The 14,668-nt window shown below is 66.8% G+C and carries 17 protein-coding genes and 1 pseudogene; 10 read left to right on the top strand and 8 right to left on the bottom strand.

What is annotated here, in order from left to right; all coding sequences use genetic code 11:
* Positions 1-31 precede the first annotated feature (31 nt).
* Positions 32-757, bottom strand: a complete 726-nt coding sequence (locus tag ACQ5J0_RS15005; protein ID WP_462568382.1) for an SDR family NAD(P)-dependent oxidoreductase — start codon at positions 755-757, stop codon at positions 32-34.
* A 108-nt stretch (positions 758-865) separates the two neighbouring features.
* On the opposite strand from ACQ5J0_RS15005, the gene sdhC reads away from it, so the two are divergent.
* The 4 genes from sdhC to ACQ5J0_RS14985 are packed head-to-tail and all read left to right on the top strand — an operon-like array spanning position 866 to position 3,857.
* Positions 866-1,246, top strand: coding sequence for a succinate dehydrogenase, cytochrome b556 subunit (gene sdhC, locus ACQ5J0_RS15000; protein ID WP_462568381.1), 381 nt, complete (start codon positions 866-868; stop codon positions 1,244-1,246).
* Between the two features lie 14 nt (positions 1,247-1,260).
* Positions 1,261-1,677, top strand: a complete 417-nt coding sequence (gene sdhD, locus ACQ5J0_RS14995; RefSeq protein ID WP_462568380.1) for a succinate dehydrogenase, hydrophobic membrane anchor protein — start codon at positions 1,261-1,263, stop codon at positions 1,675-1,677.
* Positions 1,677-3,518, top strand: a complete 1,842-nt coding sequence (sdhA, locus tag ACQ5J0_RS14990; protein WP_462568379.1) for a succinate dehydrogenase flavoprotein subunit — start codon at positions 1,677-1,679, stop codon at positions 3,516-3,518. The genes sdhD and sdhA overlap by 1 nt, the downstream gene beginning before the upstream one ends.
* Positions 3,519-3,857 carry a hypothetical protein gene (locus ACQ5J0_RS14985; RefSeq protein WP_462568378.1) on the top strand — a complete coding sequence of 113 codons (339 nt, stop codon included), beginning with the start codon at positions 3,519-3,521 and terminating at the stop codon, positions 3,855-3,857.
* A 129-nt stretch (positions 3,858-3,986) separates the two neighbouring features.
* Here the strand turns inward: ACQ5J0_RS14985 and ACQ5J0_RS14980 are convergent, their stop codons facing one another.
* The 3 genes and pseudogenes from ACQ5J0_RS14980 to ACQ5J0_RS14970 form a co-directional block, all read right to left on the bottom strand.
* Entirely contained in the window at positions 3,987-4,205 is a 219-nt protein-coding gene (locus tag ACQ5J0_RS14980; RefSeq protein ID WP_462568377.1) for a type II toxin-antitoxin system RelE/ParE family toxin, read from the bottom strand.
* 142 nt (positions 4,206-4,347) lie between these two features.
* Positions 4,348-4,515: pseudogene (locus ACQ5J0_RS14975) on the bottom strand (type II toxin-antitoxin system ParD family antitoxin); the annotation flags it as partial.
* 77 nt (positions 4,516-4,592) lie between these two features.
* A complete protein-coding gene (locus tag ACQ5J0_RS14970; RefSeq protein ID WP_462568376.1) occupies positions 4,593-5,153 on the bottom strand; it encodes an ATP-dependent Clp protease proteolytic subunit in 561 nt (186 codons plus the stop codon).
* A gap of 149 nt (positions 5,154-5,302) precedes the next feature.
* Between ACQ5J0_RS14970 and ACQ5J0_RS14965 the strand changes: the two genes are divergently transcribed.
* Positions 5,303-5,686: a BlaI/MecI/CopY family transcriptional regulator gene (locus ACQ5J0_RS14965; RefSeq protein WP_462568375.1), complete on the top strand. Its 384-nt coding sequence runs from the start codon at positions 5,303-5,305 to the stop codon at positions 5,684-5,686.
* Positions 5,683-7,356, top strand: a complete 1,674-nt coding sequence (locus ACQ5J0_RS14960) for a M56 family metallopeptidase (protein ID WP_462568374.1) — start codon at positions 5,683-5,685, stop codon at positions 7,354-7,356. Before ACQ5J0_RS14965 ends, ACQ5J0_RS14960 begins: the two co-directional genes overlap by 4 nt.
* Positions 7,357-7,404: 48 nt before the next feature.
* On the opposite strand, the gene ypfJ is transcribed toward ACQ5J0_RS14960, so the two are convergent.
* Positions 7,405-8,259, bottom strand: a complete 855-nt coding sequence (gene ypfJ / locus ACQ5J0_RS14955; protein ID WP_462568373.1) for a KPN_02809 family neutral zinc metallopeptidase — start codon at positions 8,257-8,259, stop codon at positions 7,405-7,407.
* A 90-nt stretch (positions 8,260-8,349) separates the two neighbouring features.
* On the opposite strand from ypfJ, the gene ACQ5J0_RS14950 reads away from it, so the two are divergent.
* Positions 8,350-9,105: a 3-hydroxybutyrate dehydrogenase gene (locus tag ACQ5J0_RS14950; RefSeq protein WP_462568372.1), complete on the top strand. Its 756-nt coding sequence runs from the start codon at positions 8,350-8,352 to the stop codon at positions 9,103-9,105.
* 76 nt (positions 9,106-9,181) lie between these two features.
* Here the strand turns inward: ACQ5J0_RS14950 and ACQ5J0_RS14945 are convergent, their stop codons facing one another.
* Complete coding sequence (locus tag ACQ5J0_RS14945) at positions 9,182-9,481, bottom strand: GIY-YIG nuclease family protein (protein ID WP_462568371.1); 300 nt, start codon at positions 9,479-9,481, stop codon at positions 9,182-9,184.
* Between the two features lie 210 nt (positions 9,482-9,691).
* Between ACQ5J0_RS14945 and guaB the strand changes: the two genes are divergently transcribed.
* The 3 genes from guaB to ACQ5J0_RS14930 all read left to right on the top strand — a co-directional run bounded on the left by guaB (position 9,692) and on the right by ACQ5J0_RS14930 (position 13,071).
* Positions 9,692-11,155, top strand: coding sequence for an IMP dehydrogenase (gene guaB, locus ACQ5J0_RS14940; RefSeq protein ID WP_462568370.1), 1,464 nt, complete (start codon positions 9,692-9,694; stop codon positions 11,153-11,155).
* A gap of 168 nt (positions 11,156-11,323) precedes the next feature.
* Positions 11,324-12,502, top strand: a complete 1,179-nt coding sequence (locus ACQ5J0_RS14935; protein WP_462568369.1) for an RsmB/NOP family class I SAM-dependent RNA methyltransferase — start codon at positions 11,324-11,326, stop codon at positions 12,500-12,502.
* A 62-nt stretch (positions 12,503-12,564) separates the two neighbouring features.
* The gene (locus tag ACQ5J0_RS14930) at positions 12,565-13,071 is read left to right on the top strand and encodes a tetratricopeptide repeat protein (RefSeq protein WP_462568368.1); all 507 of its coding nucleotides are present in this window, start codon (positions 12,565-12,567) and stop codon (positions 13,069-13,071) included.
* A 120-nt stretch (positions 13,072-13,191) separates the two neighbouring features.
* On the opposite strand, the gene ACQ5J0_RS14925 is transcribed toward ACQ5J0_RS14930, so the two are convergent.
* Both ACQ5J0_RS14925 and ACQ5J0_RS14920 read right to left on the bottom strand, forming a co-directional pair.
* Positions 13,192-13,677 (bottom strand): RNA pyrophosphohydrolase, encoded by a 486-nt coding sequence (locus tag ACQ5J0_RS14925; RefSeq protein ID WP_462568367.1) that lies wholly within the window; start codon positions 13,675-13,677, stop codon positions 13,192-13,194.
* Positions 13,674-14,627 carry an alpha/beta hydrolase gene (locus ACQ5J0_RS14920; protein ID WP_462568366.1) on the bottom strand — a complete coding sequence of 318 codons (954 nt, stop codon included), beginning with the start codon at positions 14,625-14,627 and terminating at the stop codon, positions 13,674-13,676. Before ACQ5J0_RS14920 ends, ACQ5J0_RS14925 begins: the two co-directional genes overlap by 4 nt.
* Between the last annotated feature and the right edge of the window lie 41 nt (positions 14,628-14,668).

The following is a 14,668-nucleotide window of genomic DNA, read 5'->3' as shown; positions in this document are numbered from 1 at the left end:
CTTCGCGGGAATGACGGGAGGTGTTCCGGAATCAGCGCACATAGCTCGCGCCATTGGCGTCGAGCGTGGTTCCGGTCATGCTGGGGGGCGCGTCGAGCGCGCAGAAGGTTATCATCGCGGCGATCTCCTCGGGCTCGGCGACGCGGCCGAGCGGGATGTCGGCGAGCAGGCCGGGGCCGCCGCGGCTGTCGAGATAGTCGCCCGCCATCGCGGTGTCGGTGAAGCCGGGCGCGATCGCGAAGCTGAGGATGTTCTCGCCCGCGTAGGCGCGCGCGATGGTCTTGTGCAGCGCCAGCATCCCGCCCTTGCTCGCGGCGTAGTGCCAGTGCGCGGGGCTGTCGCCGCGGTGGCCCGCGCGGCTGGCGACATGGACGATCCGTCCGCCGCGGGTGTCGCCCTTGGCGGCGCGCTCCTGCCAGTGGCGTACCGCGAAGCGCGACAATTGCGCTGCGGCGGTGAGGTTGATCCGCATCGTATCCTCGAACGCGGCGAGCCAGTGCAGGTCGGTCGCGTCGATCGGGTTGGGGGCGAACAGGCCGGCGTTGTTGACCAGCACGTCGATCTCGCCGCCCGCGCGGGCCAGCGCGGCCTGCCACAATTCATGCGGCGCGAAGGGCTGGGTGAAGTCCGCAGGGACGGTGTCGGTCGCGGTGCTGGTGGTCGCCTGGCCGACGACCGTCGCGCCGCGCGCCTCGAGCGCCGTCTTGGCGGCCGCGCCGATCCCGCGGCTCGATCCGGTGAGCAGGATGCAAGTCATGCAAGCGCCTATTCGCAAATTTGCGCCATTTGTCGAGGCCAGCCGCCTTGTCTCGCGCGCGATGTCCGCTAAGGAGAGCCTCCCAATTCCACCGACCGGACACAAATCATGGCCGACCGCCCGCTTTCGCCGCATCTCTCGATCTGGAAATGGGGCCCGCATATGCTGGTCTCGATCCTTCACCGCGTCACCGGCTCGGGCATGGCGACGGTCGGGCTGGCGGTGCTGCTGTGGTGGCTGGGCGCGCTCGCCGCCGGACCCGAAGCCTATGACAGCTTCGCCGCGGTGATGGGGAGCCCGATCGGGATCCTGGTGCTGATCGGGGTGAGCTGGGCCTTCTTCAACCACATGAGCTCGGGCCTGCGCCATTTCGTCATGGATATCGGCGCCGGTTTCGAGATCGAGCGGAACAAGACCGGCGCGCTGGCCGTGATCGCCTCGGGCGTGATCCTGACGGTGGTTTTCTGGGCCGTCGTATTCCTTAAGTGAAAGATTTCTCGACCATGGGCAAAGACACCACACTCGAACGCTACGGCAGCAAGACCACGGCCATCGGCCGGGTCCGCGGCCTCGGCTCGGCGCATGGCGGCGCGCATCACTGGCTGCTCCAGCGGCTGACCGCGATCGGCAATCTGCTGCTGGTGACCTTCCTGGTGGTCAGCATGGCGCTGCTTCCCGCCTATGACTATGCCGCGATGGCGGGCTGGGTCTCGCAGCCGCTGGTCGCCACCGCGCTGGCGCTGCTGGTGATCAACGTGTTCTGGCACGCCCGGCTCGGGCTTCAGGTCGTGATCGAGGATTACGTCCACACCTCGGGCAACAAGTTTGCGGCGTTGGCGCTGCTCAATATCGTCGCGATCGGTGGCGGCGCCTTCGCGCTGGCCTCCATCGCCCGTCTCGCTTTTGCAGGAGCTGCCTGATGGCGAGCACCGATACCTTCACCATCGGCGACCGCGCCTATCCGATCATCGAGCACACCTATGACGTCGTCGTCGTGGGCGCGGGCGGATCGGGGCTGCGCGCGACCATGGGCGCGGCCGAGGCCGGGCTCAAGACCGCCAATATCACCAAGGTCTTCCCCACCCGCTCGCACACCGTCGCGGCGCAGGGCGGGATCGCCGCATCGCTGGGCAACAACACTCCCGACCACTGGTCGTGGCACATGTACGACACCGTCAAGGGCTCCGACTGGCTGGGCGATCAGGACGCGATCGAATATCTCGTTCGCGAAGCGCCGCAGGCGGTCTACGAGCTCGAGCACGCGGGCGTGCCCTTCAGCCGCAACGAGGACGGCACGATCTATCAGCGCCCCTTCGGCGGGCACATGCAGAACATGGGTGCCGGCCCGCCGGTGCAGCGCACCTGCGCCGCGGCCGACCGCACCGGTCACGCGATGCTCCACGCGCTCTACCAGCAGAGCCTGAAATACGCCGCGGACTTCTTCATCGAGTATTTCGCGCTCGACCTGATCATGAAGGACACGCCCTCGGGCAAAGTCTGCGTCGGCGTTATCGCGATGTGCATGGACGACGGGACGATCCACCGCTTCCGTTCGCATTCGGTGGTGCTGGCGACCGGTGGCTATGGCCGCTGCTACTTCACCGCCACCAGCGCGCACACCTGCACCGGCGACGGCGGCGGCATGGTGCTGCGCGCCGGCCTACCGTTGCAGGACATGGAATTCGTCCAGTTCCACCCGACCGGGATCTACGGCGCGGGCGTGCTGATCACCGAGGGCGCGCGCGGCGAGGGCGGCTATCTGACCAATTCCGAGGGCGAGCGCTTCATGGAGCGCTATGCCCCCTCGGCCAAGGATCTCGCCAGCCGCGACGTCGTGTCGCGCTCGATGGCGCTGGAAATGCGTGAAGGCCGCGGCGTGGGCGCGGAGGGCGATCACATCTTCCTCCACCTCGACCACATCGATCCCGCGATTCTCGCCGAACGACTCCCGGGCATCACCGAGAGCGGCAAGATTTTCGCCGGCGTCGACCTCACCCGCCAGCCGCTGCCCGTCACCCCGACGGTGCATTACAACATGGGCGGCATCCCCTGCAATTATCACGGCGAAGTGATGGCGGGCGACCCGGCGGATCCCGAGAAGATCGTCCCCGGCCTGTTCGCGGTGGGCGAGGCGGCCTGCGTCTCGGTCCACGGCGCCAACCGCCTGGGTTCGAACTCGCTGATCGATCTGGTGGTCTTCGGCCGCGCGACCGGCCACCGCTTGAACGATCTGATCAAGCCCGGCTCGAGCCATGCCGAACTGCCCGCCGACAGCGCCGATCTGGCGCTGACGAGGCTCGACCATTTCCGCCACGCCAATGGCGGTTCGCCCACCGCCGCGGTGCGTGCGGAAATGCAGAAGGGCATGCAGAAGCACGCCGCGGTGTTCCGCAACAGCGAGCTGCTGTCGCAGGGCGTCGAGGCACTCGCGCAGGTCAACAAGCGGATGGAGGACATCCACGTCACCGACCGCTCGATGATCTGGAACAGCGATCTGATCGAGACGCTCGAGCTCGACAATCTGATGGCGCAGGCCAATGTGACCATGGCCTCGGCCGAGAACCGCAAGGAAAGCCGCGGTGCGCATGCGCATGAGGATTTCCCCGATCGCGACGACGCCAACTGGATGAAGCACACGATCGCGACCTTCGACGGCTGGGGCGGCAAGGGCGGAAAGATCGCCATCGACTACCGCCCGGTGCACGAGTTCACGCTGACCGACGATGTGGATTATATCGTTCCCAAGGCGCGGGTGTATTGATTGTTCGGTTGGCATAAAAAGCGGCTGATCAAGGAGCACACAAGGCTGCTGATACAGAACGAGGCAGCCTGCCATGCGTTGTCCGAAGGGTGGTACGCTCGTGATGTTGAAATCGCGGACCGTCTGAAACAGCGGCGAGCCGTTGTTCGGGAGATCAGCGGCTTATTCGATGGTTCGACCGGCCTACCCAGTGGCGTAGTCGATGACATGCTCCGCTTAAACAAGGAATTGCGCAGACTCCATGATGACGGGCCAGCCGTCACCGGAGAAGGTTTTGACGTCGCCTATCGACCGCTTGGTGGCTATGGCGAAGCGGTTGCCAGATTCGTGCGCGACTAAGGTAAGATTTTTAAATCTCCGAAGATTTCCCTCGATGAATCCCTAGCTATATTCATCGTCCGAGTTCTCGGAAGTTAACGCGTTGCCCACACTTCCCGGGACAGCGCTCTCTGAGGCGATAGAGTTTACTCATTTAAGCCAAGCCTTGAAATCAGTCGCCACGTGCAGGATTTGGACGATCTCGATCGCCTCGTCGCGAACGAGATAGAAGACGATATGCTGCCCTACGCGCATTTCGCGCAGGCCGGGACGATCCTCGACTTCGGGGTGGCGCAGCGGGAATTGGCGCAACGATTTCATCCGGCTGCGCAAAAAGGCGGCATAGCGACGAGCCTGTTCGTGGCCCACTCCGCCTTGGTAAAGATCGCAATCCTTCGCATCTCGCGAGAAGCGGTGACGCGAAATACCAGTTTCCGCACGCTTGGTCGAATTCTTCCTCCAGCCAACGATCGATATCGAAACTTTCGTCGATCGGGCTGGTCAGACCCTCGTCGATCTTCTCGAGCAATTTCGAGCGGAAGGCCGCGCGTTCCTCGTGCAGCCGCAGCGCGTCGCGGATCACTTCGCTGGTCGAGCCGAATTCGCCCGATTCGACCTTGCGGCGGGTATAGGCGGTGAGCTTCTCGCCCAGTGCGACGGAGGTGGTCTTGGCTGCCATCGTCCGAAATTACCAAATATTGCTAGAGCGGACAATCGCGATGGCATCCTTTACGGACGCATCGACCGCACACGATATCAGATCACCTCGGCGATCAACGCCAGTTTCTTCGCCTTGTCGGCGGGGATATACCAATTGTCGGGCGCCTTGCGTTGCAGCTCCTCGAATTCCACCTTCGAGCCCTCGACGAACAGGCGGAAGCCCTGCTCCTCGATGATGATCGATTGCTCGATCTCGTTGAGCGCTGCCTTGAGCTGCGCGGTGCAGGTCCGAAGCGGACCCGAAAGCTCGATGGTCTTGGTCAGCTGACGCTCGTGGACCAGCAGGGTGGAGTTGCGGGTGAGGAAGCGGTTGGCGACGGAAAAGCCCGCCATGAAGGTCGCGCCGGCGGAATAGACCGCCGCCTTGCCGAGGAAATGGATCGTCCGCCCCGCGTCGCGCAGCAGCCGCACGTCGTCGGCCATGGCGCGCGCAACCTCGGGATTGCCGCCCAGCGTGGTCAGCGCGATCACCAGCGGCCCGTCGGTGGGCGCGGCGCTAAGCTGGTTGCGAAACTCGGCGTACATCGCCTCGTCGACCGTGCCGACCAGCCGCAATTGCGGCGCGGTCAGAACCGCCTGGCGTTTGTCGTCGTCCATGTCGTGATTATCCTCGGGATGGGTTATCCCGCTGCAGCGCTCGAGCCTCGATCGCGTTCCGGTATTTCGTTCATCGGCGAGTAATGTTTACAAGCGTAGTCGTCAAGTCTACAGATGTAATCGCGAATCACAAGAAAGCTTCCACGACCATGTCCAGCGATCCTTCCGGCGAGCGCATATCCGATGCCGAACACGCGGTGATGGAGGTGCTGTGGGATCACAGTCCGCGTTCCGCCACCGATGTCTGCGAGATCATCTGCGATACGCGCGACTGGTCGATCGCCACGGTCAAGACGCTGCTGTCGCGGCTGGTGGCAAAAGGCGCGGTGGCGACCGAGCCCGAGGGACGCCGCTTCCTCTATCGGCCGCTGATCGCGCGCTCGGCCTATGTCGGCGGCGAATCGCAGCGGCTGGTCGATCGCCTGTTCGGCGGGCGCGCTTCCTCGCTGTTCGCGCATCTGGCGCAGAGCGAGGCGCTTACCGACGACGATCTCGCCGAGATGGAAATCCTGCTCAAGGAGCTGCGCCGATGACCCAGTACCTGCTCGAAACGCTGCTGTGGACCGGGGCGCTGATCGCGCTCGTGCTGCTGCTGCGCCGCCCGGTGGCGCGCCATTTCGGCGCACGCGCCGCCTATGCGCTGTGGGCGCTGCCGCTGCTGCGGCTCGCGGTCCCGCCGATCACCCTGCCGGCCTGGCTGCGGCCCGGCGAGACTGCGCCGCCGCTTTCCGAGATGGCGGCGGTTTCGGATCCCGCTTCGATGCTGGTGGCGGCGCCGCTGGTGCAGGCGGATTCGCTAGCCCCGGTGTTCCCGCTGCCCGCCGCCGCCGCTCCGCTGCCGGCGATGGACTGGCTGACCCCGCTGCTGGTGCTGTGGTTGGTCGGGGCCGCGATCTTCCTGGTGCGCCGCTTCGCGCTCTACTTCGCCATGCGCCGCGAATTGCTCGACGGCGCAAAGCCGGTGGGCGAGGTCGGGCGCGTGCGCCTCGTCGAAACCCCCGCGACCCGCGGCCCGGTGGCGTTCGGCGTGCTCGACAAGGTCGTCGCGCTGCCCGAAGGCTTCATGGTGCAGCGCGATCGCTTCCGGCGCGATCTCGCCATCGCGCACGAGCTCGCGCATCACCGCGGGCACGACCTGCTCGCCAATATCCTCGTCCAGCCGCTGTTCGCGGCGCATTGGTTCAGCCCGCTCGGCTGGGCCGGCTGGACCGCGCTGCGGCGCGACCAAGAGGCCGCCTGCGACGCGCGCGTGGTCGAGACCCGCAGCCGCGACGAGCGCGCCGCCTATGCTGCCATCATCGCCGGTTTCGCCCTGACCCCGGGCGCCGCCCCGCGGCTGGCGCTGGCCGCGCCGATGGCCTGCCCGGTGCTGGGCGACAAATCGATCATCCACCGTCTCAGGAGCCTGACCATGGCCGATATCTCCCCCCGCCGCCGGTTGGCCGCGCGCGCGCTGCTCGCCGGCGCCGCGCTGGCGCTCCCGCTGACGGCGACCGTTTCCTACTCTCAAGTTTCGGCCCCCGCCGCGCCGCCTGCTGCACCGGGCGTTCTCGCTGCTCCGGAATCACCCGCTGCTCCGGAAGCACCCCCTGGGCCGCCGCTCCCCGATGTCGGTCTCGAACACGAATTCACCGCGATCGAACAGGGTTTCGAAGCAGCGGAACAGGGTTTGGAAAGCGCCGAGACGGAAATGCTCGAGATCGAACGCCACATCGAAACCACAGATGGTCGAAGCACCGTCAACCAGAGGATCAGCTGGAACGGCAAGGACTGGAACGAGCTGACCCCGGCGGAACGCGAGGCGGCAAAGGAGCATCTCAGGGAAACCCGCGCGCAACTTGGGGAGAACGGCGATCTTCGCAGGGATATGGAGAACCTGCGCCGCGATCTTGCTGAGAATGGGCAGATGCGCCGAGAGATCAGCGTCGCCGTCGCCGAAGCGAATGCCGCTGCCGCGCAGGCGCGGGCCGAGGCGCCACGCGTCGTAATGGCATGCAAGGACTCGACGAACTACGTGACCACACAGCAAAACGCGGACGGGGGAATCACGATGTACGTGTGCGAAGCCAATGCCGAAAAGCTTGCCCTCAATGCCTTGCGAACGGCCCGGTCGACGATCGCCTCCGAACGCAATCTGACGCGGGCTCAACGCGCCGAGGCCTTGCGTTCCATCGACCAGGAAATCGCCGACCTCAGGGACTGAGGCGGGGCAAACGGCGGCGCAGCGTCGCGCCGGTGCCCTTGGAACCGCTTAGCCGACCCGCGTGATCGCGTCGCAGGCGCGGTCGTCGCCCTGCATCCCGAAGCGAAGCGCCTGACTGCGCTGCTGGCTGGTGCCGTGGGTAAAGTTTTCCTCGCTCACCCGGCCGCCGGTAAGCCGGTCATCCCCGATCGCCGAGGCTGCCTGCATGCCTTCCTCGATATCGCCGGGCTCGATCAGGTTCCGGTTCTTGCCTGCCCAGACGCCGGCATAGCAGTCGGCCTGCAGTTCCATCAGCACCTGCAACGCATTGGAGTCACCGGGGGACTGCTGCTGCGCGCTCCGGATCTGGCCCGACACGCCCGTCAGCGTCTGGATATGGTGGCCGTATTCATGCGCAAGAACGTAATAGCGGGCGAAGTCACCGCTGTTGTTCGCCATGCGCGCGAGCTCGTCGTAGAAGCTGGTGTCGATGTAGATCGTCTCATCGGCGGGGCAGTAGAAGGGCCCCATCGCCGAGCTGCCACTACCGCATTCGGTGCTCACGCCGGCGCTGAAAAGATGAAGAACGGGTTGCCGGAAGTTGGCGGCGAAACCCTGTTCCTCGAACGTCCGGCCCCAGGTGCTGTTGAGCGAGTCGAGAGCGTTGCAGGCTTCGGTCGCATATTCGCTGGCAGAGCAGACGATTTGCGCGTCGGTGGTAGCGGGCCCCGCTTGTTGCGAGCCCTGCTGCACGCTCTCGATTGTGCCTGCAGTCTGCATCGGGTCCAGACCGAAGACGAAATACCCGAGCGCCGCCAGCACGATCGTTCCACAACCTAGCCCGCCGGCCTTGCCGCCCGGGATTCTGCCCCCGCCGCTCGATCGCACGTTGATATTACTGGCGTTGAACGGATTGAGCCGCATATCGAATTCCCCCCCTGATGGTCGCCGCTGGACAGCGCGCTCCGCTTGCGCGATGCGGCGTGAAGCACCGATCAACGCTTGGAGGCCGATTTGTTTCTCGCAGGTAAACGCGCGCTCGTCACCGGATCGACCTCGGGCATCGGTCTCGCCATCGCCCGGGCGCTGCATGCCGAGGGGGCGCAGATCGTCCTCAACGGCTTCGGCGACGAGGGCGAGATCGCCGGACTGTGCGAAGAACTTGGCGCCAGCCACTCGGGCGCCGATCTCACCGATGTCGCGCAGATCGAGGCGATGATGGAGGAGGCGGGGGCGATCGACATCCTCGTCAACAACGCCGGGATGCAGCATGTCGCGCCGGTGGAGGAATTCCCGGTGGCGAAATGGGAGACGATCCTCGCGCTCAATCTGAGCGCGGCCTTCCACACCGTCAGGCTCGCGGTGCCGGCGATGAAGGCCAGGGGCTGGGGGCGGATCATCAACACCGCCAGCGCCCATTCCAAGACCGCCTCGCCGTTCAAGAGCGCCTATGTCGCCGCCAAGCACGGGCTCGACGGGCTGACCAAGACGGTCGCGCTGGAACTGGCCGAACACGGCGTCACTGCCAATTGCATCAGCCCCGGCTATGTCTGGACCCCGCTGGTAGAGAACCAGATCCCCGACACGATGGCGGCGCGCGGGCTGACCCGCGAAGAGGTCGTGAACGATGTCCTGCTGGTGAAACAGGCGACCAAGAAATTCGTCCAGCCGGATGAAGTGGGCGCGCTGGCGGTGTTCCTGTGCCGCGACGAGGCGCAGAACGTCACCGGTGCGAACTGGAGCATGGATGGCGGCTGGACCGCGGGGTAGTCTCCGATCTTCCCAGTTCCGCGTACCCCTCAACCTACTTCGTCACCCCGGACTTGATCCGGGGTCCCGCTCCCTTTCAGAGCAGCGCGTCGAACAGATCGTTCCAGTCCGGATTGGCGCGCTCGATCAGGTCGAATTTCCATTCGCGCCGCCGGCGCTTGAGGCGCTTTTCCTGCGCGATGCAGGTGTGGATGTCGTCGCAGTGCTCGGCCCAGACGAGGCGGATGAGGCCGTGTTTCGCGCAGAATCCGGAGCCGGTGCCATCGCGGTGCTGCTGGATGCGCTCGGGAAGACAGGCGGTGACCCCGACATACAGCGTTCCGCGATAGCGATCCGCCATGATGTAGACCCAGCCGCCGCGATTGCCCTGTCCCATCGACCGAGAAAGAAACAAGCGGGGCCCCGGGTCAAGCCCGGGGCGACGGTGTGGAGGGGAGGGTTCTTCAATCCGGAGTGACGGTGCAAGGGAAAGCGTTCTTCGCGCACAGGGGATGCTCGAGAGGAGGCGAACGGGCTCCCCCCTAGCGCCCCCGGCAAACCGTCGTTACATGGGCCGCCACCTCCCCTCCCGCAGGCGATTCTCACCGTGGCACATCTCGACATCCCCCTCGGCCTGACCTTCGACGACGTGCTGCTGCGCCCGGCCGAGAGCGATATCCTGCCCTCGATGGCGAACACCTCGACCCGGCTTACGCGCGCGATCGCGCTCAACATCCCGGTGATCTCGAGCGCGATGGACACCGTAACCGAGGCCGACATGGCGATCGCCATGGCGCAGATGGGCGGGATCGGCGTGCTCCACCGCAATCTGCTCGTCCCCGACCAGGTCGCTGCGGTGCGCGCGGTCAAGCGCTACGAGAGCGGCATGGTGGTCAACCCGATCACAATCCACCCCGATGCCACGCTGGGTGAGGCGCAGGAACTGATGGCAGCCAACCGCATCAGCGGCATCCCGGTGACCGACCGCGACGGCAAGCTCGTCGGCATCGTCACCAACCGAGACGTCCGTTTCGCCGAGAACCCGCGCCAGCCGGTGCGCGAGCTGATGACCACCGACAATCTCGCCACCGTGCCGCTGGGCACCGGGCAGGAGGAGGCGCGCCGCCTGCTCCACCAGCGCCGGATCGAGAAGCTGCTGGTGGTCGACGACTTTGGGCATTGCGTCGGGCTGATCACGGTCAAGGATATCGAGAAGGCGGTCGCCTATCCCAATGCCACCAAGGACGAGACCGGGCGGCTGCGCGTCGCCGCGGCGACCACGGTGGGCGATGCCGGTTTCGAGCGCACCGAAGCGCTGATCGATGCCGAAGTCGATGTCGTGGTGATCGACACCGCGCATGGCCACAACAAGGAAGTCGCGCGCGCGGTCGAGCGGGTCAAGAAACTGTCCAATTCGGTCCAGGTGATCGCGGGCAATGTCGCCACCGCCGAGGCCACGAGGGCGCTCGCGGGTGCCGGAGCGGATGCGGTCAAGGTCGGGATCGGCCCGGGCTCGATCTGCACCACCCGCGTGGTCGCCGGGGTCGGCGTGCCGCAGCTCACCGCGATCATGGAATGCGCCGAGGAAGGCGAGAAGCACGGCGTCCCGGTGATCGGCGACGGCGGCCTGCGCACCAGCGGCGATGCCGCCAAGGCGCTCGCCGCGGGCGCCTCCTGCGTGATGATCGGTTCGATGCTCGCAGGGACCGAGGAAGCGCCGGGCGAGACCTTCATCTACCAGGGCCGCAGCTACAAGAGCTACCGCGGCATGGGCAGCGTCGGCGCGATGGCGCGCGGCAGCGCCGACCGCTATTTCCAGCAGGATGTCTCGGCGCAGAAGCTGGTCCCCGAGGGCATCGAGGGTCAGGTGCCCTACAAGGGCCCAGCGAGCGCGGTGGTCCACCAGTTGGTCGGCGGGATCAAGGCGGCGATGGGCTACACCGGCGCCGCGACCATCGAGGAACTGCGCAGCAAGGCGCAATTCGTCCGCATCACCGGCGCGGGACTGACCGAGAGCCACGTCCACGACGTCGCGATCACCCGCGAGGCGCCGAACTATCCGACGCGGTAAGCCAAATTTCCCCCTCCTCCTGGGAGGAGGGGCAGCGAGCCTTGGCGAGCCGCAGGCGAGCCTAGTCGCAGCGGGGTGGTGCCTGCCGCTGGGCGCAAGTCTGCGTACTGCTGCGCACGCGACGCCACCGCCCCCAACCCCCTCCTCTGAAGAGGAGGGGGCTTTCCGATGACCCCCGCAGCCCGCATCCAGACTGCTATCGAACTGCTCGACGCGATCATCGCCGCCGCGCGGAGCAAGGGTGCGCCCGCCGACCGGATCCTCGCCGAATGGTTTCGCGCCAACCGGTTTGCAGGCTCGAAGGACCGGCGCGCGATCCGCGAGCTGGTCTATCGCACGATCCGCACCTGCGGGCCCGTGCCGGAAACGGGCCGCGCGGCGCTGCTGCGGCTGGCCGAGACCGACCCCGCCATCGCGCCGCTGTTCGATGGGTCGAACTACGGCCCGCCCGCCATTGGGGCGGGCGAAGAGCCGGCGGCAGGCGGAGTCGCACCCGATTGGCTGGTCGAGCGGCTCGCCCGGTCCGGCATCGAAGGCGAGGAGGCCGAGGCGCTGCTGGGTCGCGCACCGCTCGACATCCGGGTCAACACGCTCAAGGCCGAGCGCGCCACGCTCGAACTGCCCGAACCCGCCGAGCCGACCGCCGCGCCGCATGGGCTGCGGGTCGCAACCGGGACCGCAGTCGAGCAATGGCCGCAATGGGCCGAGGGGCTGATCGAGGTGCAGGACACCGGCTCGCAGATCGCCTGCCTCGCGCTGGGCGCGCAGCCCGGCGAGACCGTGGTGGATCTGTGCGCCGGGGGCGGGGGCAAGACGCTCGCGCTCGCCGCGGCGATGGACAATCAGGGCCGGCTGATCGCCGCAGACACCGACCGCAACCGGCTTTCGCGGCTCGCCCCGCGGGCCGAACGCGCTGGGGCCAGTCTGATCGAGACGCGGCTGCTCAACCCGGGCCGCGAGATGGAAGCTCTCGGCGATCTCGCGGGACAGGCCGATGCGGTGCTCGTCGATGCGCCGTGCTCGGGGACCGGGACCTGGCGGCGAAATCCCGAGGCGCGCTGGCGGCTCGACGAGACCGAGCTGGCGCGGCTCACGCAATTGCAGGCGCATATCCTCGATCTGGCGGTCGGGCTGCTCAGGCCCGGCGGGCGGCTGGTCTATGTCACCTGCTCGCTGCTCGACGCAGAGGGGGCGGAGCAGTTCGAAGCGCTGCTGACGCGCCATCCGCAGCTTGCGGCGCAGCCGCTCGCGCTCCCGCTCGGCCGCGAACGCGGGAAGGGCACAAGGCTCACCCCGCTGCACGACGGGACCGACGGATTTTTCATCGCCTGTGCAGCTTTGCCGTGATAATCCCGGCCACTATGGCTGACCGAGCCCGTTCCCGCCACCACGGCTCTCTGGAGACGATCATGCGTTTTGCCCCCGCCGCCGCTGCCCTTTCGCTGGCCCTCGTGATGACCGCGAGCGCGAGCCTGGGCGCCGACCGTGAACCAGCGCCGCGCGCCGCGATGCTGATCGCCGAGGGCCGGGCCGCGCTCGAAGCAGGCGATACGCAGGTCGCGATCGATTCCTTCGAGGCCGCGCTCACGGTCGATCCGGGCTACACGCCGATCTTTCTCGAACTGGCGCGCGCCGCGCGCAGCGACGATCTGCAGGGCAAGGCGATCCGCTATTACCGCGAGGCGCTGATCCGCGATCCGGGCAATCTCGCGGCGATTTCGGGCGAGGGTGCGGCTCTGGTGGAGAAGGGTGCGGTCGCCAAGGCGCGGCTCAACCTCGCCAAGCTGGAATCGCTCTGCGGCGAAGCCTGCCCCGAGACGCAGCGGCTGGCGCAGTCGATCGCCCAAGGTCCGCAAGAACGCGTGCTGACTGCAGAGGCAGTGCTGCCCGACGCCGAGGTAGTGCAGTCCAACTGATCCCGGCGGCGGGGTGATCCCCCGCGCAGGCGGGGGTCTCAGGCGTTACAGACCAACCGAGGCCGGACCAGCGCATGCGGCCTGAGGTCTCCGCCTTCGCGGAGACTCGTGCACGGCCTCTCAGGCCAGGTCGCGAAACGCTTCGAGCACGGTGCGGTAGACCCGCTTTTTGAAAGGCACGATCAGCTCGGGGAGCTGCTCGGGGTCGACCCATTTCCAGTCGCAGAATTCGGGCGGATCATGCGCTTCGAGATCGATATCCTCGTCGGCGCCGGTGAAGCGCGCGAGATACCAGACCTGCTCCTGCCCGCGGTATTTGCCGCCCCACAGCTTGCCGATCAGCTCCTCGGGGAGGTCGTAACGCATCGCCTCCTCCATCCGCTTGAGCAGGGTGACATGCTCGGCCCTTGCGCCGGTCTCCTCGCCCAGTTCGCGCAGCGCCGCGGCTTCGAGATCCTCGCCTTCGTCGACCCCGCCCTGCGGCATCTGCCACCAGTCGCCTTCCTTGTTGTCGATCCGCCGCCCGACGAAGGCGCGGCCCTGGGCGTTGACCAGCATCACCCCGACGCAGGGGCGATAGGGCAGCGGCTGCGCGGAGTCCGTCATCGTGTCAGCCGCGCCAGCTTGACCTTGATCGCGCCGAGAAAGGCCTCGAGATCGGCCTGGCCGCTGGGGATCGCCTTGCGCAGCGTGACGAAGCCGTGGATCACGCCGGGGAATTCGAAATAGCTCACCTCGGTGCCCTGCTGGATCAGATGCGCGGCGTATTCGCGCCCCGAATCGCGCAAGGGATCGAGCCCTGCGGTGCAGATGACCGTGGGCGGGGTGTTGGAACAGTCGCCGACCATCGGGGTGTGGCGCGGATCCCTGGCATCGCCGCCATATTGCTGCGTGAACCACGCCATCGCCGCGCCGGTCAGCAGGAAACCCTCGTTGAACAGCGCGAAGCTGCTGTGCTCGGTGATGTCGCTCGCGACCGGGTAGATCGGCGCCTGCACCAGCACCGGCACCGCCGCGGGCTCGTTGACCAGCTGGTTGGTGGTGACGATGGTGAGATTGCCGCCCGCGCTGTCGCCGCTGATGACGAGCCCGGTGACTTCGCGCCCCAGTTCGCTCGGCGAGGAGGCGATCCAGCGCGCCGCGCCCTCGCAATCGTCGGGCGCGGCGGGGAATGGGTGCTCGGGCGCGAGCCGGTATTCGACCGACACCACCGGCAGGTCGAGCTGGTGCGCGATCTCGCTGCAGAGCGAATCGTAAACCTCGATGTCACCGATCACGAAGCCGCCGCCGTGGAGGAACACCACGCAGGGGCCCGGCTCGCGGGTTTCCTTTGTGTCGTAGAGCCGCAGCGGGATATCCCCCGCGGGCCCCGGGCAGGCGAGATCGCGGTGGACCGCGAGCGCGCGGCTGTCGGCTTCGGCGACCGATTCCATCGCGCGCATCTGGAGCCGACCCTCGACCGCGCCGACTTCGTCGACTCCCTTGCCGCCGAGCTGCTCGAGCATGTCGAGAAACCCGCGCACATCCTCGCGTACGTAATGTTCGGTCTTGGCCATGTCTTCGCTCTCCCGGTTCTCTTTCCCGGGGGCTTAGCGGC

The organism is Qipengyuania sp. SM2512, from assembly GCF_054954005.1.
Note: the sequence above shows the minus strand (reverse complement) of the source record. Positions and strands in the feature narration are given on the sequence as shown.

Bases quoted from the DNA above. Each gene is read 5' to 3' on its own strand.
- ACQ5J0_RS15005 (WP_462568382.1), bottom strand. From the start codon at position 757: ATGACTTGCATCCTGCTCACCGGATCGAGCCGCGGGATCGGCGCGGCC.
- sdhC (WP_462568381.1), top strand. From the start codon at position 866: ATGGCCGACCGCCCGCTTTCGCCGCATCTCTCGATCTGGAAATGGGGC.
- sdhD (WP_462568380.1), top strand. From the start codon at position 1,261: ATGGGCAAAGACACCACACTCGAACGCTACGGCAGCAAGACCACGGCC.
- sdhA (WP_462568379.1), top strand. From the start codon at position 1,677: ATGGCGAGCACCGATACCTTCACCATCGGCGACCGCGCCTATCCGATC.
- ACQ5J0_RS14970 (WP_462568376.1), bottom strand. From the start codon at position 5,153: ATGGACGACGACAAACGCCAGGCGGTTCTGACCGCGCCGCAATTGCGG.
- ACQ5J0_RS14965 (WP_462568375.1), top strand. From the start codon at position 5,303: ATGTCCAGCGATCCTTCCGGCGAGCGCATATCCGATGCCGAACACGCG.
- ACQ5J0_RS14960 (WP_462568374.1), top strand. From the start codon at position 5,683: ATGACCCAGTACCTGCTCGAAACGCTGCTGTGGACCGGGGCGCTGATC.
- ypfJ (WP_462568373.1), bottom strand. From the start codon at position 8,259: ATGCGGCTCAATCCGTTCAACGCCAGTAATATCAACGTGCGATCGAGC.
- ACQ5J0_RS14945 (WP_462568371.1), bottom strand. From the start codon at position 9,481: ATGGGACAGGGCAATCGCGGCGGCTGGGTCTACATCATGGCGGATCGC.
- ACQ5J0_RS14935 (WP_462568369.1), top strand. From the start codon at position 11,324: ATGACCCCCGCAGCCCGCATCCAGACTGCTATCGAACTGCTCGACGCG.
- ACQ5J0_RS14930 (WP_462568368.1), top strand. From the start codon at position 12,565: ATGCGTTTTGCCCCCGCCGCCGCTGCCCTTTCGCTGGCCCTCGTGATG.
- ACQ5J0_RS14925 (WP_462568367.1), bottom strand. From the start codon at position 13,677: ATGACGGACTCCGCGCAGCCGCTGCCCTATCGCCCCTGCGTCGGGGTG.
- ACQ5J0_RS14920 (WP_462568366.1), bottom strand. From the start codon at position 14,627: ATGGCCAAGACCGAACATTACGTACGCGAGGATGTGCGCGGGTTTCTC.